Source organism: Saliphagus sp. GCM10025317 (assembly GCF_042663665.1).
In the GTDB taxonomy this organism is placed as follows: Archaea; Halobacteriota; Halobacteria; order Halobacteriales; family Natrialbaceae; genus Natronosalvus.
The window spans coordinates 517,437-537,218 of sequence record NZ_JBHTAQ010000007.1; the positions used below are offsets into that span (position 1 = coordinate 517,437).

At 65.4% G+C, this 19,782-nt stretch carries 18 protein-coding genes, 1 tRNA gene and 2 pseudogenes; 10 read left to right on the forward strand and 11 right to left on the reverse strand.

Annotated features, from left to right (window positions below; translation table 11 throughout):
* Positions 1-57: 57 nt before the first annotated feature.
* Positions 58-1,341 (reverse strand): annotated as a pseudogene (locus tag ACFQS4_RS17145) (TIGR00341 family protein); the annotation flags it as partial.
* Between the two features lie 78 nt (positions 1,342-1,419).
* Positions 1,420-2,187, reverse strand: coding sequence for an archaellum stator protein ArlG (gene arlG / locus ACFQS4_RS17150; protein WP_500194744.1), 768 nt, complete (start codon positions 2,185-2,187; stop codon positions 1,420-1,422).
* 255 nt (positions 2,188-2,442) lie between these two features.
* On the opposite strand from arlG, the gene ACFQS4_RS17155 reads away from it, so the two are divergent.
* The 3 genes from ACFQS4_RS17155 to ACFQS4_RS17165 all read left to right on the forward strand — a co-directional run bounded on the left by ACFQS4_RS17155 (position 2,443) and on the right by ACFQS4_RS17165 (position 5,226).
* A complete protein-coding gene (locus ACFQS4_RS17155) occupies positions 2,443-3,168 on the forward strand; it encodes an EthD domain-containing protein (RefSeq protein ID WP_500194746.1) in 726 nt (241 codons plus the stop codon).
* Positions 3,169-3,171: 3 nt separating this feature from the next.
* On the forward strand, positions 3,172-3,774 hold the full coding sequence (locus ACFQS4_RS17160) for an HD domain-containing protein (protein WP_500194748.1): 603 nt from the start codon (positions 3,172-3,174) through the stop codon (positions 3,772-3,774).
* Between the two features lie 165 nt (positions 3,775-3,939).
* Positions 3,940-5,226 (forward strand): MFS transporter, encoded by a 1,287-nt coding sequence (locus tag ACFQS4_RS17165; protein WP_500194750.1) that lies wholly within the window; start codon positions 3,940-3,942, stop codon positions 5,224-5,226.
* 68 nt (positions 5,227-5,294) lie between these two features.
* Here ACFQS4_RS17165 and ACFQS4_RS17170 read toward each other — a convergent pair.
* Positions 5,295-6,539, reverse strand: a pseudogene (locus ACFQS4_RS17170) (sensor histidine kinase); the annotation flags it as partial.
* 449 nt (positions 6,540-6,988) lie between these two features.
* Here ACFQS4_RS17170 and ACFQS4_RS17175 point away from each other — a divergent pair.
* Positions 6,989-8,455 carry a sulfatase family protein gene (locus tag ACFQS4_RS17175; RefSeq protein WP_500194753.1) on the forward strand — a complete coding sequence of 489 codons (1,467 nt, stop codon included), beginning with the start codon at positions 6,989-6,991 and terminating at the stop codon, positions 8,453-8,455.
* Positions 8,456-8,507: 52 nt separating this feature from the next.
* Here ACFQS4_RS17175 and ACFQS4_RS17180 read toward each other — a convergent pair whose 3' ends face one another.
* From ACFQS4_RS17180 to ACFQS4_RS17205, 6 genes are all read right to left on the reverse strand, one after another.
* On the reverse strand, positions 8,508-9,098 hold the full coding sequence (locus tag ACFQS4_RS17180) for a dolichol kinase (protein ID WP_500196648.1): 591 nt from the start codon (positions 9,096-9,098) through the stop codon (positions 8,508-8,510).
* 58 nt (positions 9,099-9,156) lie between these two features.
* Entirely contained in the window at positions 9,157-10,167 is a 1,011-nt protein-coding gene (locus ACFQS4_RS17185; RefSeq protein ID WP_500194754.1) for a DUF7972 family membrane protein, read from the reverse strand.
* Positions 10,160-10,366, reverse strand: a complete 207-nt coding sequence (sp36, locus tag ACFQS4_RS17190) for a Sp36 family protein (RefSeq protein ID WP_500194755.1) — start codon at positions 10,364-10,366, stop codon at positions 10,160-10,162. The genes ACFQS4_RS17185 and sp36 overlap by 8 nt, the downstream gene beginning before the upstream one ends.
* An 88-nt stretch (positions 10,367-10,454) precedes the next feature.
* On the reverse strand, positions 10,455-11,024 hold the full coding sequence (locus tag ACFQS4_RS17195) for a GNAT family N-acetyltransferase (RefSeq protein ID WP_500194756.1): 570 nt from the start codon (positions 11,022-11,024) through the stop codon (positions 10,455-10,457).
* 211 nt (positions 11,025-11,235) lie between these two features.
* On the reverse strand, positions 11,236-12,984 hold the full coding sequence (glyS, locus tag ACFQS4_RS17200) for a glycine--tRNA ligase (protein WP_500194758.1): 1,749 nt from the start codon (positions 12,982-12,984) through the stop codon (positions 11,236-11,238).
* 168 nt (positions 12,985-13,152) lie between these two features.
* Positions 13,153-14,004, reverse strand: a complete 852-nt coding sequence (locus tag ACFQS4_RS17205) for a CBS domain-containing protein (protein WP_500194760.1) — start codon at positions 14,002-14,004, stop codon at positions 13,153-13,155.
* A 127-nt stretch (positions 14,005-14,131) separates the two neighbouring features.
* Here ACFQS4_RS17205 and ACFQS4_RS17210 point away from each other — a divergent pair, with 127 nt between their 5' ends.
* Entirely contained in the window at positions 14,132-14,299 is a 168-nt protein-coding gene (locus ACFQS4_RS17210; protein ID WP_500194763.1) for a DUF7556 family protein, read from the forward strand.
* A 66-nt stretch (positions 14,300-14,365) separates the two neighbouring features.
* Here the strand turns inward: ACFQS4_RS17210 and ACFQS4_RS17215 are convergent, their stop codons facing one another.
* Complete coding sequence (locus ACFQS4_RS17215; RefSeq protein WP_500194765.1) at positions 14,366-15,061, reverse strand: enoyl-CoA hydratase/isomerase family protein; 696 nt, start codon at positions 15,059-15,061, stop codon at positions 14,366-14,368.
* Between the two features lie 60 nt (positions 15,062-15,121).
* Between ACFQS4_RS17215 and ACFQS4_RS17220 the strand changes: the two genes are divergently transcribed.
* The 4 genes from ACFQS4_RS17220 (at position 15,122) to ACFQS4_RS17235 (ending at position 18,309) form a co-directional block, all read left to right on the forward strand.
* A complete protein-coding gene (locus tag ACFQS4_RS17220) occupies positions 15,122-16,069 on the forward strand; it encodes a DUF7114 family protein (protein ID WP_500194766.1) in 948 nt (315 codons plus the stop codon).
* A 90-nt stretch (positions 16,070-16,159) separates the two neighbouring features.
* Positions 16,160-16,231: transfer RNA gene (locus tag ACFQS4_RS17225), tRNA-Thr, on the forward strand.
* Between the two features lie 164 nt (positions 16,232-16,395).
* A complete protein-coding gene (locus ACFQS4_RS17230; protein WP_500194768.1) occupies positions 16,396-17,712 on the forward strand; it encodes an outer membrane protein assembly factor BamB family protein in 1,317 nt (438 codons plus the stop codon).
* Between the two features lie 429 nt (positions 17,713-18,141).
* The gene (locus tag ACFQS4_RS17235; RefSeq protein WP_253430449.1) at positions 18,142-18,309 is read left to right on the forward strand and encodes a DUF1931 family protein; all 168 of its coding nucleotides are present in this window, start codon (positions 18,142-18,144) and stop codon (positions 18,307-18,309) included.
* Positions 18,310-18,457: 148 nt separating this feature from the next.
* Here the strand turns inward: ACFQS4_RS17235 and ACFQS4_RS17240 are convergent, their stop codons facing one another.
* The gene (locus tag ACFQS4_RS17240) at positions 18,458-19,501 is read right to left on the reverse strand and encodes an MBL fold metallo-hydrolase (protein ID WP_500194771.1); all 1,044 of its coding nucleotides are present in this window, start codon (positions 19,499-19,501) and stop codon (positions 18,458-18,460) included.
* 110 nt (positions 19,502-19,611) lie between these two features.
* On the opposite strand from ACFQS4_RS17240, the gene ACFQS4_RS17245 reads away from it, so the two are divergent.
* A complete protein-coding gene (locus tag ACFQS4_RS17245) occupies positions 19,612-19,770 on the forward strand; it encodes an HVO_A0556 family zinc finger protein (protein ID WP_312909927.1) in 159 nt (52 codons plus the stop codon).
* Positions 19,771-19,782: the final 12 nt, after the last annotated feature.

Here is a 19,782-nt window from a genome sequence, read left to right on the forward strand (position 1 = left end):
GTCCGTCTCGTCGCCGTCGGTCGCCTCCTCGTCGCTGTCGTTTTGCGGACCGATGGAGATGACGTCGACGTACCGGACGTTGACCTCGACGGGGTCGTCGGTCTGTGCCGAGATGCGTTCTTCGAGGTCGGCGGCGATGTCGACGGGGGCCTCTTGTGGCGGGCCGCCGATCGTGACGATCACCCGTTCGGGTCCGCGGAAGGGGAAGTCGTCGGTGAGTTCGATATCCAGGGCGATTAGTTCGTAGGCCGCGTACTGCTCTTGCTCGAGCACTGCCTCGGTTTCAGTGCGGGCGTCGTCCTCGAAGGTGGCCGTCGTGAAGTTCGAGTAGGTGATCCCGCCCAGGAACGTCGAGAAGAGGAGGACGACGATAATCAGGCCGACGACCTGTTTGCGAACACGACGCTCGGCGAGGCCGCGGTCGAAGAGCCGTTCGGGGCGGTAACCGGCGTACCAGAGGGTGAGGAGCCCGGCGAGGTTCACCGACAGGACGTTTACGAGGACGAGGACGGTCGAGCCGACGGCGGCCATCGGTTCGCCCCAGGCGATGGCGATGCCGGCCGCGGCGGCCGGCGGGATGAGGGCGGCGGCGATCATGACGCCGACGAGAGCGACGGAGATGCCCGTCGTGATGCTCACTACGCCGGCGACGCCGGCCCCGAGCGCGACGGCCAGCGAGAGGAGATCCGGGGTGAGGCGCTCTTCGATCTCGCCGACGCCGCTGATGGCGAGCCCCGGCGGCACGATGTTCCCCAGCCTGACGAGCCAGGCGAAGACCGCCGCCGCGACGATCGACAGGGTGACTCCGAGAAGCTGGTACTTGACGCTCTCGGCGAGCAACTCCTCGTCGTTGATCACGGAGCCGACGCTTGCACCCAGGGCGGGCCCGATCAGCGGCGCGATCACCATCGAGCCGACGACCACGGCCGCCGAGTCGAGGAGGAGCCCCGCCGTGGCGACGACGGTGCTGACGACCGTCATTACGACGAACACGTCGAGCGGCGGCGTCAGTTCGGCGGCCTCGGTCCGTAGCTCCTGTCTCGAGATGCGCTCGGACTCGACGTCGCCGGCGTTGTTCTCGTCCTGGAGTGCGTCGAACTCCTCGGATATGACCGTCTCGGCGTCCACGACGACCGTGTAGGCCTCCTCGCCGATGCCGCGGGCGCGCAGCGTATCGAGCGTCGATTCGACCATCCCCGTCGGCAGCGGGATGTAGACGAGCGCCTCGTGGCCGCGGCCGCTGGTTTCGTCCGTGACGACGTAGGGGAGTTCGTCCTCGTCGAGGGCCTTGCGGACGGCCTCGAGTTTTCCCTCCGGAACCGATAGCTGGACGAGTCGCACAGGTGACCCTCAACGGCCGGTCGAATAACCGCTTTGCAAGCGGGTGGCAGTCAATAGCGCTGCAGGCGGCGAAGGCCGTTACCTATCGGACTCGATCCGGACGACCAGCGTCTGCGTATCCCAGCCCGCGTCGACAGTCACCAGCACCGATTCGGAGACGCCGGTCTCGTTGGCCAGCGGGCTAAAGTCGAGTACGGTGGCGTTCTCGCCGCCTGCGTCCGTCGTCCCCGTGGTGTGCTCGAGCGTCACGTTTTCGTTCGCGGAGTCGTTCAGCGAGTAGGTCACGTCGACGCCTTCCTCGACGGGATCGGTCCCCATCGTCAGCGTCAGGGTCTCCTCGCTGGCGTTGACGACGCACTCGTCGGCCGAACACGTCGCTGGTGGCTGGCTGTCGAGCCAGAAGACGACGCGGTGGGCGAACTCGAGCGTTTCCCGCGCTTCGTCGAGGGAGACGGCGACGCGGTGATCGCCGCGCTCGAGCGGGCGGTCGATCCTCACTTCGAGGACCGTCCCCTCGCGCCAGCGGTCGCCGTTAACGACCCTGGTTTCCGGTTCAGCGATGTACTCGCCGTCGAGGACGACCTCGAGGTCGTCGGGCTCGAGGGTCTTGCCGCCGACGTTCTTGACGTAGATCGTGGTCGTTCCGGTCCCGTCGTAGGTCGCGCCCGACTCGGGATCGTTGACGATAGTCAGTTCGGTCGCCAGGACGTCGCGCTCGCGGTCACTCTCGTCTTCGAGGGCGTCCGCGTAGAGGCCGGATTCGGTGACGAGCACGCCGACGGCGAGGGTGGCGACGCTCACGACCGCGATGAAGAGCACGAGGTGGACGAGGGCGGTGCGAGCCATGATCTCGGGACCGTGCCGGGGCTGGTCGCCGCGGCGTTCGCTCGAGAAGCCGAGCGCGACGGGGTTAATCCTACCGGCCGGTCTCGAGGGCCGAGTACGTCGGTCGGACGACGACGGGAGCGCCCGACCGCCACCTCCCGGATGCGTTACGTCCGCCACCCCGGTACGCCACTCCTGACACCCCGGATTCGCCACGCCCGACCCCGACCGCAGTTCAGCACCTTTTTTGAACGGACGCGCCGTCTCTCGAGACGTATGTACAAACACGTCGCGTTGCTGGTCCGGAAGGACGACCTCGGCCACGAGGAGTTCGTCGACTACTGGCAGAACGAGCACACGCCCATCGCCCGCGACATCGAGGGCGTCGTCCGCTACCAGACCGTGCTCCCCACCGAACCCGAGCACGCCGAGTTCGACGGCCTCGCCGAACTCTACTTCGAGACGCTCGAGGACCTCCACGACGCGCTGGGAAGTTCCGGCTCCCGGGACTACGACCCGACGAAGGAGGTCGCCGCCGAGGCCCGCGCGGACGTGGACAACTTCCTCGACCTCGAGGGTCGCCCCCGCTTCATCGGCGAGGAGATCGTTCAGAAGGACGAGACCGACGGCGATACGACGGGCCTGTACAAGCACTCGGCGTTCCTCGTCCGCCAGGAGGGGATGACCCACGAGGAGTTCGTCGACCACTGGCAGAACAACCATACGCCGATCGCCCGCGAGATCGAGGGGGTCGTCCGCTACGCGACCGTCCTCCCCGCCGACCCCGAGAACGCGGAGTTTGACGGCATCGCGGAACTCTACTTCGAGGACCTCGAGGCGCTCTACGACGCCCTCGGGAGCGAAGGCTCCCGGGATTACGATCCCGACCGCGGAAAGGCGAAGGAGGCTCGCGAGGACGTGGACAATTTCCTTGCCATCGAGGAGCGGCCGCGGTTCATCGGTCAGGAGACGCTGCAGGTCGACCGGACGGATGGAGACTGACGGATGAGTGACGACGCCGACCGCAACTACGAGAGCCAGGTCCGCGAGGCCTTCCCCGAACTCGAGGCCATCGCGGACGACGACCTCCGCGAGCAGGTGATCGAGGCGTGGATGCTAGCGCTCGAGCGCGGGGGCTGGCAGGATATCCACGACGTTCCCTACGCCTGGAACATCCACGAGGTCGACAACGTCGAGCACGTCCGCGGGACGACGAAAGTCGCCCTAGAGTCCGCCGAGATCCAGCGCGAGTTCCACGGCGCCGACCCCGACGAGGACGTCCTGGTCGCGGCCTGTCTGCTCCACGACGTTGGCAAGTGCTACGAGTACGTCGACTTCGTCGACGACGACCTGGTCGACCCGGATCCGACCTACTGCAGCGAGGAGATTCCCCACTCGATCTCGGGGTACGCGCTGGCTCACGAGGTCGGCTGTCCGCTCGCGGTCCAGCGGGCGATCCCGCACTTCCTCGGGGAAGTGCCGACCCGGACGCTCGAGGCGGAACTCCTCAAGAGCGCCAACTCGGCGAGTTCGAACGCGATCACCCAGGCGACGATGGGGATCACGCTGAAGGAGTGGGTGGCGGAGTACTCCCAGACGACGGGGTAGGGAATCGGTGCTCGAGTCAGCGCCGTGGGTTCCTGTCACGGTGACGGCCGACGAGTGCTCGCTGCCGGCCGAACTCGCGGCCGTTGTCGGCCGGACGGCTGCTGGCGGACGAACCTGCTGCCGCAACCGATGCGTACTCGTGGCTGGCCCGTCGAGGGTCGGAAAATGGCTCGAGCCGGGGCGGCGCTGTCGCGATCATCACTGGCGGGGCTCGCCCGCTACGACGCACTCGTCCTGACCGCCCTGATCTGGTTTCTCGCGAAGTTTCTCCGGTACGCCTTCCCGCCGCTGTTCGACGCCTTCCAGGCAAGCTACGGGGTCTCGAACGCCGTCCTCGGCACCGCGTTCACCGGCTTCATGCTCGTCTACGCCGCCATGCAATTCCCTTCGGGCGTACTCGCGGATCGAATCGGCGCCGTGAGGGTGATCGTCGGCGGCGTTGTCCTCGCTTCCGCCGGGGCACTCGTCCTGGTCGTCGACTCCCCGTTCGTCGTGCTCGTGGGCGCGATGCTCGTCATGGGGGCCGGTACCGGCGCGCACAAGACCGTCGCCGTCCGCCTGCTGTCGCGGACCTACCCGGAGCGGACGGGCCGCGCGCTGGGGTTTCTCGACACGCTCGGCACCTACGCGGGCGTCGTCGCGCCGACCGCAGTCGTCCTCGTCGCGGGGCTGTCCCTCGCGATCACCGGCTGGCGACTCCTCTTTCTCGTCGCCGGCGCGATCGGGCTCGTCCTGGGGGCGCTCTTTCTCGTTCGGGTGCCGAAGCGGTTGCCGGGGGCTGCTCGAGGCATCGACTCGAGTTCCGGCGAGTCCCGGACGACCGCCTCGAGTTCGCCGTCCGACCCTGGCCTCCGTCGATACGCGAGCCTGTTTCGCGACCGTCGGTTCGCCGCGTTCGTCCTCGCGACGATCTGTTTCTCGTTCACCTACAACGGCCTCGTCGCGTTCGCGCCGCTGTACTTGACGAACGAGGCCGGCCTCGAGTCGGCCACGGCGAACCTCCTCTACGGCGCCCTGTTCGCCGTCAGCATCGTTCAGCTCGCGAGCGGCGAACTCAGCGACCGGGTCGGTACGCTGCCGGTGATCGTCGCCGCGCTGGCGCTGGCCACGGCTGCCACGGTCGCGTTCGTGGCCCTCACGGGAACCGGATCCGCGCTCGCGCTGGGCGTTGCGCTCGTCGGGATCGGCCTGGGGTCTCACGGATTCCGGCCCGTCCGCGGGGCCTACCTCGTCCAGACGATTCCCGACTCGATCGCCGGCGGCAGCCTCGGCGTCGTCCGAACCCTGTTGATGGGTGCCGGGGCGGTCGCGCCTGCCGTCGTCGGCGTCCTCTCGGAAACCGCTGGCTTCCGGCCGGCGTTCTGGCTCCTCGCGGGGACCGTCGCCGTCGCGACGCTCGTCTGTGCTGGCTTGCTCGTGACCGGCTCTGGTGAAACTTTCAACCGTTTATAGGAACTGTGTGCTGCATTTAGAGGATGAGTTCAACACGGCGACCTCGTTTGGTTCATGCCGAATCCGTACTACGCGTCGGGGAGCGTGAACGAGAACGTCGCACTCTCACCGGGGTCCGAGTCTACCCAGATATCACCACCATGGCGTTCGATGATCCGCTCACACACCGCGAGTCCGATGCCGGTTCCATCGTACTCCTCGTGGCTATGTAGTCGATTGAAGACCTCGAAGACGCGATTCGTGTCGCCGGGATCAATACCGATTCCTTCGTCGTGCACCGAGATGATCCACTTGTCTCTCGTTCTCTCAGCCGAGATGTGAACGCGTGGGGGCTCGTCGCCGCTGTATTCGATTGCGTTGTCCAGCAGATTCTGAAACACTTGCCGGAGCTGGTTAGCGTCACCCTCGACTTGCGGGAGCGACTCGGACGTCACGTCGGCGTCGCTTTCTTCGATCCGTAACTGCAGGTCTTTGAGGACCTCGTCAAGAATCGAATCGAGATCGGTCGGTTCGAACGGCTCGCCCTTAGTCTCGATCCGTGAGTACTGAAGCAGCCCTTCGATCATCCTACGCATCCGGTCGGCGCCATCGACGGCGAACGCGAGGAACTCCTCGGCGTCTTCGTCGAACGTGTCACTATAACGTCGCTCGAGCAATTGCAGGTAACTCGATACCATCCGGAGTGGTTCCTGGAGATCGTGAGAGGCTGCGTACGCGAACTGTTCCAACCGCTCGTTGGACTCCTCGAGGTCGGCGACTAACTGTTCGAGTTCCTGCTGAGACTGCTGCAGTTCGATCGCATCCGCGAGAATGTTCGCAACACTCTGGACGAAGGTCACGTCCTCCTCGGAGTACTCCCGCTTTTCGATGTCGTGGGTGCCGAGGATGCCCCACGGGTCGTCGAACGGTCCGATGATGGTGCTGAGACCGCTCTGGACGCCGTGGCTCGTCAACAACTCCGGACCGCTAAAGCGTGATTCCCTCTCAAGGTCTTCGACAACGATGGGATGGTTGTTCGCCAGCGTGTACGCCGCCTGGGAGTCCGCTTCGATTGAGGAGACGGTTGCCTCGCCGACGATCCCGTCGCGCCAGCCGACGCCCTGTCGGAGCAAGAGTTCCTCAGCGTCCGGATCGAGGTCGAGTACCTTGCAGTACTCATTGTCGAGGACGTCTGCCACCTCGCGTGACGCCCGGTCCATGAGTTCATCCAGATCGTCGGTTTCGAGTGCAAATTGCCCGAGATTGGCCACGGTCTGTTGCTGAATGGCGCGGCGTTCAAGTTCGCGTTCGCGTTCCCTGCGGTCGGTGACGTCGGTGACGAGCCCCTCGAACTCGGTGGCTGGCTGCCACCAGACGCGTCCATTGCCGCCGATTTTCTTGGTTTCGAGCCGACCGTGATCGACGAGGCGTTCGAGACGCTCGTAGGCGCTTCGACGGCCGAGGTTGAGTTGGTCGGCTACCTCGGCCGTCGTCAGAGGCGCTCCTCCCACTTCGAAGAGAGTAAGGGTCTCTCGAAGTACGCCCGTCAACTGTGAGTCGGTCATTACTTCAGTTTATTCCGATACCAGCGGATAAATTTTCCGCCGTTGGAGGAAGTATCATTGGTTGAAGAGATTTGGAGGGGCACTCCGTGCAAGATATGCGCTGTGTATTCAGCACGACTGCTTGAACTCATCATCGCTCGAGGATTTCGATACGGCCTCGTGACCAAGTGACCGAGTGACCGACCAGGCTTTTCCCTCCGCTCGATGTATCGAACTCGATGACCGACTCGCCGCCGAACCCGAACGTCCTGTTCGTCCTCACCGACCAGGAGCGATACGACTGTACGGCACCCGACGGCCCACCGGTCGAGACGCCGACGTTCGACCGCCTCTCGAGCCAGGGCGTCCGGTTCTCCCAGGCCGTGACGCCGATCAGCATCTGCACGAGCGCCCGCTCGTCCCTGCTGACGGGGCTGTTTCCCCACGCCCACGGCATGCTCAACAACAGCCACGAGGCGGACGCGATCCAGGCGAACCTCCCGCCCGAGTTGCCGACCTTCTCGGAGCGGCTCCGCGAGAACGGCTACGACCTGACCTACACCGGCAAGTGGCACGTCGGACGCGATCAGACGCCCGAAGACTTCGGGTTCGAGTACCTGGGCGGCAGCGACGTCCACCACGACGACATCGACGAGGCGTTCCGGGAGTACCGCGAGCGCCGCGGCACCCCTCTCGAGGAGACCGACCTCGAGGACGAAATCTACACTCACGGCGATCCCGATAACGGGACCCTCGTCGCCGCGAAGACGCCCGTCGATGTCGAGGACACGCGGGCGTACTTCCTCGCCGAGCGGACGATTGAGGCACTCGAGGCGCACGCCGAGGGCCGAAGTGAGTCTGCAGGCGACGGCGGGTCTCCCTTCTTCCACCGCGCCGACTTCTACGGCCCCCACCACCCCTACGTCGTCCCCGAACCCTACGCTTCGATGTACGACCCTGAGGCACTCGAGCCCTGGGACAGCTACGCCGAGACCTACGCGGGCAAACCGGCAGTCCACGAGCAGTTCCTCCACTACCGGGGCGTCGAGGACTTCGACTGGGACACCTGGGCCGAGGCCGTCGCGAAGTACTTCGGTTTCGTGACGCTCATCGACCAACAGGCGGGACGGATCCTCGAGGCGCTCGAGGACCTCGACCTCGCCGAGGAGACGGTCGTGGTCCACGCCTCTGACCACGGCGACTTCACGGGCTCACACCGTCAGTTCAACAAGGGGCCGCTGATGTACGACGAGACCTACCACATTCCGCTGCAGGTTCGCTGGCCGGGCGTCACCGACCCCGGTACGACTCGCGACGAGCCGGTTCACCTCCACGACCTGGCGGCGACGTTCCTCGAGATTGGCGGCCTCGAGGTGCCTGAATCGTTCCACTCCCGGAATCTCGTCCCGTTGCTCGCGGGCGAGAACCCGGCGTGGCCCGACTCGACGTTCTCCCAGTACCACGGCGAGGAGTTCGGCCTCTACACCCAGCGGATGGTTCGGACGCGCGAGCACAAGTTCGTCTACAACGGCCCCGATCGGAACGAACTGTACGACCTCGAGGCCGATCCCGCCGAACTCCAGAACCTCGTGGATCACCCGGATTACGCTGACGTCCGGGACGCGATGGCCAATCGACTCGAGGAGTGGATGGAGCGAACCGAGGATCCGAACCGCAAGTGGGTGCCGGATACGTTTCGCCGGTAACGGCGCTCGCGACGGATAGCGGTCGGCGCAACCGTCGGCGATACCCGCCGTCTCAGGCTGGCACAATCGCGAGCGCCACCGAACCGAGGACGGCCGCGTACAGCGGAATCGTCAGGTTGTCGTCGACGACGAACTCGCGGACGCGGATGGTGATCCCGTCAGCGATCGTTGCTCCGAGGGCAGCAGCGACGGCGACCAGCGGCGTCTCGAGGAAGAACGGCAGTGCCAGCAGGGTGCTGACGACGAACATCGTGACGAGCGTCTTGCGGTCCTTGAACCGCGTGAGGGTGTCCGCGGAGACGTAGCCCGCGATTGGGTCGCCGATGGCGAGCATCAACATCGCCGGCAGGGCGATGTCCTCGGGAAAGAGGAGGACGACGACCGTCATGCTCACCATGTAGTAGCCGTAGCCCGCGAACTGGTCTTGCTCGTACTCGCGGGTGAGTTTGTCGTAGAGCCACCACTCGAGGCCCGCGTACAGGCGAAGAACCTCAAGGACGACGGCACCGAGTGCGAGAACCACCATCAGGACCTGAAACCGGGGCCACGTTAGCCCCAGCTCGAGGGCCTCCGCGAGAAGATAGAGCGCGACGAGTCCCGACCCGCTGGCGTGGACGAGCCGTCGCTTGAGTTCATCGGCCATCCCGTGGGTGCTCACCGGCCGGCGTATTTAGTTCGTCGATTACGACATCGGTAATTGGTCACCGCTGGGAATCACGGAGGATCAGCGGCCCGATGGCGAGCGTCCGCTTGGCCACCGTCGTGACGCGAAGTATGTACGCCAGCAAGAGGAAGAACGGGACGAGCGTGAGCGTGAACGCGGCGGCGACGAGCCAGAGCAGGTTCTGTACGCCCTGGGTCGTTCCGACGATCGTCATCGCGTCGACGAACGTTACCATCATGCCGCTGACGAGCAACGCCGGCACGCTCGCGTAGAGGATCAGCCGCGAGAGGTTGATCAGTTCCCACTGAAAGTACAGCGTCTTGACGTGCTCGCGAGCGGGGCCGAACATCGCGAGCGACTGGCGAAGGTCCTGGAGGGCGGTTCGCTGGTCCTCGTCGAGTACGTCGGCGTACTCGTCCTCGAGGCGTTCGGTCTGGAAGACCTTCCAGCCGTAGTTGAAGTCGAGGGCGGCGTGGACGACGTCGAACGTACCGAAGCGGGCCCCGTCGAGCTTGTCGGTGACGGTGTCGGCGTTGCCGAGAATGCTGTCGACGAACTCCTCGAGTTCGCCCCTGGCCGTCTCGTTCGACAGATCTGCGGTGGCTTCCTCGAGTGCGGTCGCCCGGTCGCGCGTCGCGACGACGAGCGCCCGGAGGAACGCCGAGGGGTCGGCGGGGGCGGGGTGGCCGGTCAGTTCGGCGACGTAGCCTCGAACGTCCATCGTCGCGCTCATGCGCTGCCGCTGCTCGCCGAGGGGCCCGTTCTCCTGGGAGACGATTAGCTGGCCGATGGTCACGACCAGGGTGGCGGTGGTGATGACCGCCGTGAGCATCGAGGTGAACAGCCCCTCGATGACGGCCCGGTCCTGCATAATCGTCGAGAGCCCTGGCTCGAGTAGTGCTCCGAGCGAGAACAGGGCGAAAAACGCGGCCGTCAGGACCGCGGTGACGACGAGTCGGTTGGCGCCGACGAGCAGCCAGAGCTTGATCCGACTCTCGTCGGCGCGCTCGCGCATCGTGTCGGCGGTGCTGACCTGGTCGTCAGTCATCGTCGTCACCGGTAGGCCGTCGCTTGAAGACGAGGTACTTCGTGCCGCCCTCGGCGTAGTCGATCGTGTCGACGAACTCCCACCCCTTCTGGCCGAACTCGTTGAGCAGGTCTTTCGGATCGGCGGCTTCGCGCATGGTGACCTCTCGAGGCGGCCTGACCGTCTCGTACTCCCACGTCGCGTCCGAATCCGTCACCATACCAGGAATATCGACGAATTCGAACAAAACGGTTGGCCTTGCGCCCGGTCTCTTCCGGTTTCGTCGTCCGCCGTAGGTTCCGTTCGCCTCAATCGGCGTCCAGCACGGCGTTCGGCCCATTCCACTCCCGCTCGAGCAGGCCGTATCGCTCGACGTCGACGTAGTCACCGTCGGCGAACTGCGCCTCGCGGGCGGTCCCCTCGTGGGCGAATCCGAGGCGCTCACACAGACGCCGGGAGGCGTCGTTCGGCGCCATCGCCGTCGCCGATACGCGGTGCAGACGGAGTTCCCGGAAGCCGTACTCGAGGAGGTGGGCGCTGGCCTCGAGGGCGTAACCGTTCCCCCAGGCTTTCGGGTGGAACCAGACGCCGAGGTTGGCGTAGCCGTCGTGCTCGATCAACGGCGAAAGCGAGACGGAGCCGACGGGGTCGCCCGCGAACTCGCCCGGTTTCGGAACGACGAGCAGCGTCGGATCGGCATCGACGTCGCGGTCCCACCGCTCGTCTCGGTAGCGCTCCTCGCTGTAGGGCGTCCTGAAGGCGCTGATGTACCGGCGTACCTTCGGGTGATTCACTCCCTCCTGAAGGAAGGGAACGTCCGATTCTTCGGGCGGTCGTAGCTCGAGCCGATCGGTGCTGATGAACGCCGGTGGTGACATCTGTGTGGATCGATCGCTGCGGTGGCGGTTGGCTCACGAGACGAGGTCACTGGGTGCTCGCGTCGGTACAGTCGACGGGCGTCGAGCGGGTCGAAAACGGCCTCAACGGTCAACGGGGAAAACGGTCATCGGTCAGCTCTACCGTTGGACTCGAGGGATCGCGAGTTAAGTGCTGTGGTGAACGGAGACGGAGCGCCAGCCCTGGTCGAGCCTACGCGAGATCCTCGAATTCGACGTCGCCGGCCCGCAGCGCCGACAGCGCCTCCGGAAGGTCGTCGATGGCCAGTCGCGTCTGGGTCGTCGAGTCCCGTTCCCGAACCGTCACGGTGCCGTCCTCCAGGCTCTCGTAGTCCACCGTGACGCAGAACGGGGTACCGACCTCGTCCTGGCGGCGGTAGCGCCGGCCGATGTTGCCCGAGTCGTCGTAGGTGACCGAGAGGCCCTCGGCTCGAAGGGCCGCGGCTATCTCGTCGGCCGTCGTCTCGAGCTCGTCGTCGTTCTGTAGCGGGAAGACGCCGACGAAGGTCGGGGCGATTTCTGGCTCGAGGGCGAGGTAGGTCCGGTCCTCGCCGTCGACCTCGTCCTCGGCGTAGGCGTGGTGGAGCACGGTGTAGAGCAACCGGTCGACGCCGAAGGACGGTTCGATGACGTGGGGGGTGACGTGTTCGCCCGCGATGGTTTCGTCCTCGACGGCGAAGCCCGTCTTCTCGACGGGGATTTCGTGGCTCTCGCCCTCGAGATCGACCTCGACGATGTCGCCGGAGAACGCCTCACGGTCGCGTTCGGCCAGCGACTCCAGGGCGTCGGCGACTGCGCCGGCGTCGCCGCCGAACTCCGGACCCAGGTAGCTCATGTCGGGGTCGACGGTCGCGCGTTCGACGGTCTGGGGTTCGTCGTACTGGCGGAAGACGGTGAAGCGCTCGCCCGAGCCCTCGGCGTGTTTCGAGAGGTCGTAGTCGCCCCGGTCGGAGAAGCCGGCCAGTTCAATCCAGTTGCCGTCGATCAGGCCCTCGGCGTCCCAGCAATCGCTCGCGTAGTGCGATCGCTCGCCGGCGAGGTGCTGGCGGAACCGGAAGCGATCCACGTCGACGCCGACGGCGGCGTACCACTCGCGGGCGACGCCCAGGTAGTAGGCGATCCACGGGCTGGCGATGGTGCCGCGTTCGGCGGCCTCGCCGATGGTGGTCTCGAGAGTTTCGCCATCATCGGCCTCCTGCTCGGTCGCCGGGTACAGGCGGACGGGAACATCTTCGACCGGTGAGAGGTCCGGGTCGTCGCCCTCCGGATCGACGAACAACTCGAGTTCGGCCTGGGTGAACTCCCGGGTGCGGATGATCGAGCGCCGGGGACTGATCTCGTTGCGATAGGCGCGGCCGATCTGGGTGACGCCGAAGGGGAGCGTGTTGCGGGCGTACTCCTTGAGTCGCGGGAACTCGACGAAGATGCCCTGAGCGGTCTCGGGGCGGAGGTAGCCCGGCTGGGAGTCGCCTGGGCCGATGTTCGTCGCGAACATGAGGTTGAAGTCGTCGATGGCCTGGCCGGCCAGGCCGGCGCCACAGGACGGACAGACGAGTTCGTACTCGGCGACGATCTCCTCGACCTTCGGGATCGGGAGGCTTTCGGCGTCCTCGTACTCGGTGTTGTCCTCGACGACGTGGTCGGCGCGGTGGCTCTCGCCGCACTCGGGACACTCGACCAGCATGTCGTCGAAGGTGTCGAGGTGGCCGGAGGACTCGAAGACGGGTTCGGGCATGATCGTCGGCGCGTCGATCTCCATGTTGCCCTCCTCGACGGCGAATCGATCTCGCCAGGCGTCCTCGAGGTTGCCCTTCAGCGCGGCACCTTGCGGACCGAACGTGTAGAATCCGCCGACTCCGCCGTAGACGTCTGATGACTGGAAGAAATAGCCGCGGCGCTTGGCGAGTTCGGTCAGTTTCTGGCTCGTAGCCTCGTCGCTCATACTCGTCTCGAGCCCCGCCGGACAAAAGTCACTTTCGAGGCTGCGTCACGGGTTCACAGTCGATTCTCGGCGGAGCGACTCGAGCAACTCGCGCAACTCGCGCAACTCGAGGAACGATTGTGGGGTTGGTCGCCTGTAACTCGCCGAATCGGAGGCTGTCGAGGAGTCTCAGTCGTACAGCGACCGCACGAGGTCGATGTCACGGACGATCCCGACGAGGTCGTCGCCGGTGACCATCGGAATCTGCTCGATGTCGTTGCTGATCATCAACTGGGCGGCCCCCTCGACGGGCTTCGACCGCGAGACGGTCACCACGTCCTCGGTCATGAACTCGCTGACCGGACTGGTCGGCAACTCGATGTCGCGAGTGGGAAGCGATCGACTGCCGACACCTTTGACTCCTTCCCAGGAGTAGTCGGCGTCCTGATCCGGGAAGTTGTTGCCCGTCTCCTCTTCGCCTTCGACGATCCGGGCGACGTCGATGACGTCGACCTCGGTGATGACGCCGCTCATCCGCCCGTCGTCGTCGAGGACGACCGCGTACGGGGCGTTCGCGTAGTGGAGTTCGCGCTCCGCGACGGGGAGGGGAACGCCCTCGTAGGTCGTGTTCACGCTCCGGGTGGCGTAGTCGCCGACTTCGCCGTCGGTCTCCGCTTCGCCCGTCGCAATCGCGTGGACGACGTCGGTGACCGTGACGATCCCCTCGAACTCGCCATCCACGACGGGAACGCGCCGCGCACCCTTTTCGACCATCACCCTCGCAACCTCCTCGAGACTCGTCTCCGCCGTCGTGGTCGGTACGTCCTCCATCAGCATGACGAGCTGGTCCTCGTCGGGCTGTTCGATCAGCGTCTCTCGAGAGACGAGTCCGCGGTATTCGGCCGTCCCGTCAGTCGACTGGATGACCGGAACGGAGGAAAACGCCCGCTCCTGAAAGTACTCGAGCACGTCGGTTCGGGTTCCCGGTAGCGAGACGGACACCACGTCGTCGCGGACCGTCATCGCGTCGGCTACGTTCATACCACCTGGGTACGGTCAAAATCGGTATAAAGGCAGTGCTTCTGTGGTTGCTCGCCGCGAGGCTCGACCTCGAGCCTCGTGGACCACATCCGACGAGTTTATATTCGTGTGCGAGTGAACTACTCGCATGGTGGCGAATAACATCTCTGGTGCAGCCGTGTCGGACGACACGGTTCTCGGTTCGATCGACTCCGACGGACGCCGCGATGAGTACGTGATCGCGGACATCTCCGTCGACGATGCGTGGCTCTCGATGCGAGCGGAAGACGCGCCGACGCTCCCGACCTGGCGATAACCTCGCCGTCTGCGACCTCTTCGATTCGACGATTCGACCGTTCGACCGTTCGACCCTTCGCCAGCGCTATCGACGCGTGGCGATTTCGTGCACGTGCGCCTCGAGCAACCGCCCAAATGCCGTCGCCTCGCGTGCCTCCTGTGTGTCTCGATCGGCGTCGTCGCGCAGGCGTTCCTTGAGCACCCGGAGGGTATCGGCCGGATGTGTCGCGATCGACGCCGCGACCGCATGCGGATCGGACTCGATTCTCGACAGCAGCCCCATCCGGAGGGCCTCCTCGGCCTCGAGCACCCGCCCCGTACACGCGACATCGAGCGCGTTCCCCTCGCCAACGATTCGCGGCAGGCGAACCGTCCCACCCCAGGCGCCGAACAGGCCGAACGTGACTCCTGGCTCGCCGAGCGTCGCCCCCGGCGTCCCCACGCGGACGTCGCAGGCCAGTGCCAGCTCGAGTCCCCCTTCCCTGGCCGGCCCGTCGATCCCGGCAACGGTGACGGCGTCCGCGGTCTCGAGCGCTCGCGCGACCCGCTGGCCCAATCGGGCGAACGCCTCGGCACCCTCGCGGTCCAGGTCGGCGACGGTGTCCAGGTCGGCGCCAGCACAGAAGGCCGGCCCCGCTCCCTCGAGGTAGACCACCGGTTCCTCAGCGGCGCGTACGGCCTCCTCGAGGGCCTCGAGGCCGTCGACCGTGAGTGCGTTTCGCGCGGCCGGGCGGTTCAATCGAATCGTCCGAACCGATCCGTCCGATCGACTGTCGATCATGCCACTCGTCGGTGGCACCTTTCCAAAGGTCTTTGCCTGCTCCGCCGTAACCATGCGATGATGGATCGGGTCGATACCTGCCGAGGAGCCGCTCGTGACGCGCTCGCGGACGTCGAACCGGCAGCGCTGCACGACTTTCTCACCGACACCCTCGAGACGACCTCGATGACGCCCGGCGTGTTGACGCTCGCGTCTGCGTCCGTCCTCGAGCGCGCGGAGCCGCGACCGGCGGGCGGCCGGGACTCGAACGGTGGGAAGCACGAGCGAAGCGACGGCAACGCCGAAACGAACGGCGAAACCGCGAGCAGGAAGGGTTCAGGAGTACCCGAGACCGAGGACCGATCGGCCGCCGAATCGGTATACGGCGACTCCGGCAACTCCCTCGAGGGAATCGCCCACCACGCCGCCGGCGTCCAGCTCATTTACGAGGGCCTGCGGCTGACCCGGGCGCTCGCCCACGATGAACCCTGGGCCGAAACCACGGGCGACAGCCCCGCCGACCTCGAGATCCTCGCCGCCGACATTCTCGTCGCTCGCGGCTTCTACCTCCTCGCTCGCACCGACGCCGCCGACACCGCCGTCCGAACCGTCCGCCGCTTCGGTCGCGACCAGACCGCCCGCGCGGACGCCGACGAGACGGACGCCGCCGCTCTCGACGCGAATCTCGAACAGGATGTCCTCGAACTCGCGATCCGAACGGGTGCGACGGCTGCCGACGCCGACCCGACGCCCGAACTGCTCGCGGTCGCCACTGACGTCGCCGACGCCACCGCTACCACCGACACCGGTCTCGCGTTCCTACCGGCTGCAGAGTGCCTCCCGGACCTCGAGGCGCTCGAGGTCGGTTTCGATGATGAGTACGATAGTGAAGGTGAAGAGGAAAGTACAATCGAGGACACGGAAGAAGACGCAAGCGAAGACAATCGCGAACGCAAACGCGACCTCGAGCGACCGCCGGTCGAAACGGAGATTCCGACCGACCGCGTGACGTCCACCGGAGACCACTGAACGGTTCGTTCAGAGACTCTGTCATCCCGACACACACTCAGAGGGGAATCGAAACCCATAAAGACGACTCCGGTCAACCAACGCATGCCTGCCTGGGTAGCTTAGCGGTAAAGCGCGTCCTTGGTAAGGACGAGAGCCCGGGTTCAAATCCCGGCCTAGGCTTCTCACCGATTCTCGAGTTCTTTTCCGAGCGGTCACCTGTGGCGCCACCCTGCGGGATTTTATCAGACTCACAAGGGGACTTTTTCACAATTGAAACGGTTGTTCGACGCGAAAGTTACGGTTAACAGGCCGATAGCAATACGGAACTCCGTGATGGCTGATGTATGCCGAAATTCGACAGACGAAGCGTTATCGTATCCGGATCGGCCCTGTTGACGACTGGCGTCTTCGCGACGGTGGGTTCGGGAAGCGCCGAGAACGACACGGAGAACTCGAGCGACGCGGGTACTGACGGCGACACGGCAGTCGCCGCCGAATCGACGTTCGACGCCGAACCGTCCGACGGCTGGTACTCGTTTTACGCGAATAGCGGCAGTACGCGTGCTGTCTCCGCCGCGAACGAACCGAGCGCACTCGAGGGGGTCGCCTGGAGTTACGGAAACGTAGAGGCGCACGACGGGATTGCCATCAGCGACGGGCGCGTGTACCGCCACGATGGCAACGGTCGGATTCACGCCCTCGATGCCGAAACGGGCTCGCTGCAGTGGGTGAGTCCCGACATCGGAGCCGACGACGGTCCGAACCTCGCACCGGTCGTCGTCGGGGACTGGATCTTCGTCGGCGGCGAGGCGCTGACTGCCCTCGACGCCGACACCGGGTCCGTTCGATGGCGGCAGTGGTTCGGCGAGGGCGACGAGACGCCGTCGGTCTACCAGCCGGAGTTCGCCAACGGGCTGCTCTACGTCTGTGGTGACGACGACGAACGCCTGTACGCGGTCAACCCGGGCGACGGATCGATCGCGTGGGAACGCCATTCGATCGACGAAATCGACGAAGGCGATTCCCTTCTCGGCCGGTTCGACACGTTCCATGCGTACTCGCTGGCCGTTACGGACGAGGCGGTCTACGCGACGGTCGGCATCGGTGGAGACACGGCTCACGTCGTCGCGCTCGACCCGGAGACCGGCGAAACGCTGTGGGTATCCGAGACCGGCTGGTCGTGGCAGATGCGCCCCGTGGCGACCGGTCAGTACGTCCTGATTCACGACGGAAACAGCAGAGAAGTGTTGCTTCTGGACCCGGAAACGGGCGAGACCGTGGGCTCGATTTCGTCCCGCAGGAGCACCTTCGCCGCCACCGACGTCCTCGCGTTCGGGACGACCGGCGAGGACCAGACGCTCCGTGTGACGGACCTCGATACCGAGTCCGGCGGCCCGAGCGAGCGCTGGTCCGTCGACGAGATGCGCCTGTACGGCGATCCGGTCGTCGTGGGGGATACGGTCATCACGATCACGGTCGACTGGAACGGCGACGAGTTCCTCAAGGGGTACCGCGTCGAAGACGGCAGCGAAGCGTGGTGTTTCCACCTCGAGGACGTGCCGAAGTTCGAAGGCAATCACGACTTCCTCCGTGATCACCTCGCGGTCAGCGACGGGACGATCTATCTCGGCGGGGAGGACGGACTGTTCGCGGTTCGTTGAATTCGCCGAGGCGGAGTCGCTTTCACGACCTAGCCGTCTCTCGATACCAGTCGACTCTCGTCGGTGCAAATTGGTTGTCTGTGCCGTCGCTCGTACTGCCCGGGGCTTGAGTCTCGAGTCTCGAGTCTCGGCCCTTGATTATTGGCTCTCGAGTCTCGAGTCTCGAACCGAGTAGCGGAATCGTCTGCTACCCCTGTCGACCAGGTGCCGCGTTCGTGGTGACTCAGAGACCGTCTCGAGAGCGCGCGCGAGCGCGTTCGAGGGCAGTTTGGGCCGATTCGAGGGGGTCCGACGCCCGCCGGAACTTCATTCGACATATACTTTCTGGTGGGTGGTGTGCGTAAAGACGGTCTATCGGGCCGCTCGAGCCCGAATTCGCCGCTCACAAACAGAACCTTTATAGTAGGGAAACGGGAACGGGTATTCTGTATGGCAGACCTTATCGTCAAAGCCGCCGTAAAGGAAGCACTCGATGACAAGAACGTCGCTTCGGACTTCTACGAAGCACTCGACGAGGAAGTGTCCGAGCTGCTCGAGGACGCTGCCCGACGTGCCGAAGACAACGACCGGAAGACGGTCCAGCCCCGCGACCTGTAAGGAACGCCACTGACTATCATTTTATCGAGCGCTACCCGGTGAGCGACGGTTCCAGCTAGCCTGTGTTAGTTTCTATCGAGGAGTGACACGATCAGTTCGACCCTACTCACACGTTGGACGCTCGTCCAGCTCGGGGTGAGATGTGAGGTTAGCGAACGGCGTCCGAGAGCGGCCACCGGCCGTCGGTCAGGGACTCGAGTCGGGATCGCCCGTCGTCCGTGAGTCGGTAGTGGACGCTCGAGGCATCGTCGTCAGCCTCATCTCTTTCGCCGTCGGCGGTCACGGCGCCGCGTTCACGCAGGTGCTCGAGGTGGGCATACGCCTCGCCAGGTCCGTGGAGGATGTGGATGTCCACGAGGTCGCCGAAGAGTCGGGCGCTGATCGTCCAGGTATCTGCGGAGCCGGCGTCGGCCAGCGCGTTCGCGACCCGGTAGGCACGCTCCTCGTGGTGAGCCAGGATGTAGCGAGCGCGTGCTGCGGGGTCGTCGATCGGCTCTCGGTGACCCGGCCAGGCGCGTGAGTAGTCGGACTCGACCAGCGTCTCGAGTGTCTCCACGTACGCCGAGAGCGCTCCTTCGAGGCGGACGTCGGCGCCGCCGACGTTCGGGGTGTACTCGGGGAGGAGGGCGTCGCCGGTGTAGATCTCGTCGGGTGCGTCGGCGGGTACGAAACAGCTTAGGCCGGCCGTGTGTCCGGGTGCGTGACGAACTTCGAGCGCCAGATCGCCGAACGAGAGGTGGTCGCCGTCCTCGAATGCCATCACGTCGACGGATTCGCCGTAGATCCCCATCCCCTCGCCGGCGTCGAGGAACGCGAGGAGTTCCTCGCGCGCGTCACTCGGCATACCCCAGTCGGCGAACAGCCGTCGTTGGCGGGCCTCGAGGTCGTCCCAGGCGTCCTCGTCGTGGGCGATCAGCGGTGCGTCGGCGGCGTGAGCGTGGACGGTCGCCCCGCTCTCGGCCTGGAGCTCGCCGGCGAGGCCGGCGTGGTCGGCGTGGTAGTGGGTGAGGATTATTGCGTCGAGGTCCGCGAACTCGACCTCCAGTTCGCGAAGGCCCGCATTGAGTTCGGCCCGGGTGTCCGGGACGGCGACGCCCGTATCGAGCAGGACGGTCGCCTCGCCGTCGAACAGATACGCGTTGTTGGCCCCCTCGAAGACGGTGTTCCCGAGGGAAATCCGGTGAAACGTCATCAGCTGAGGTTTGGACTCGAGGGGCTACCCTGTTTTGATCTGTCGCAGGCAGCTAGGTCGTTGCACTGGCAAGCCCAATCGGTTTTCTCGACGGAGGCGACCCCCACGATATGGCAACACGCATCGACGACGGACGGCAGTTATTGGTCGCTCTCGAGGGGGAGCCCTGTCCGTCCTGTCGGGCTGGCTCGCTCGTTCGAACGGAGTACAAGGGCAACAGCGCAGTCTGTTGTGAGGAGTGTGGGACGCCGCGGGTTCAGCTTTGGTAATCGCGACGCACT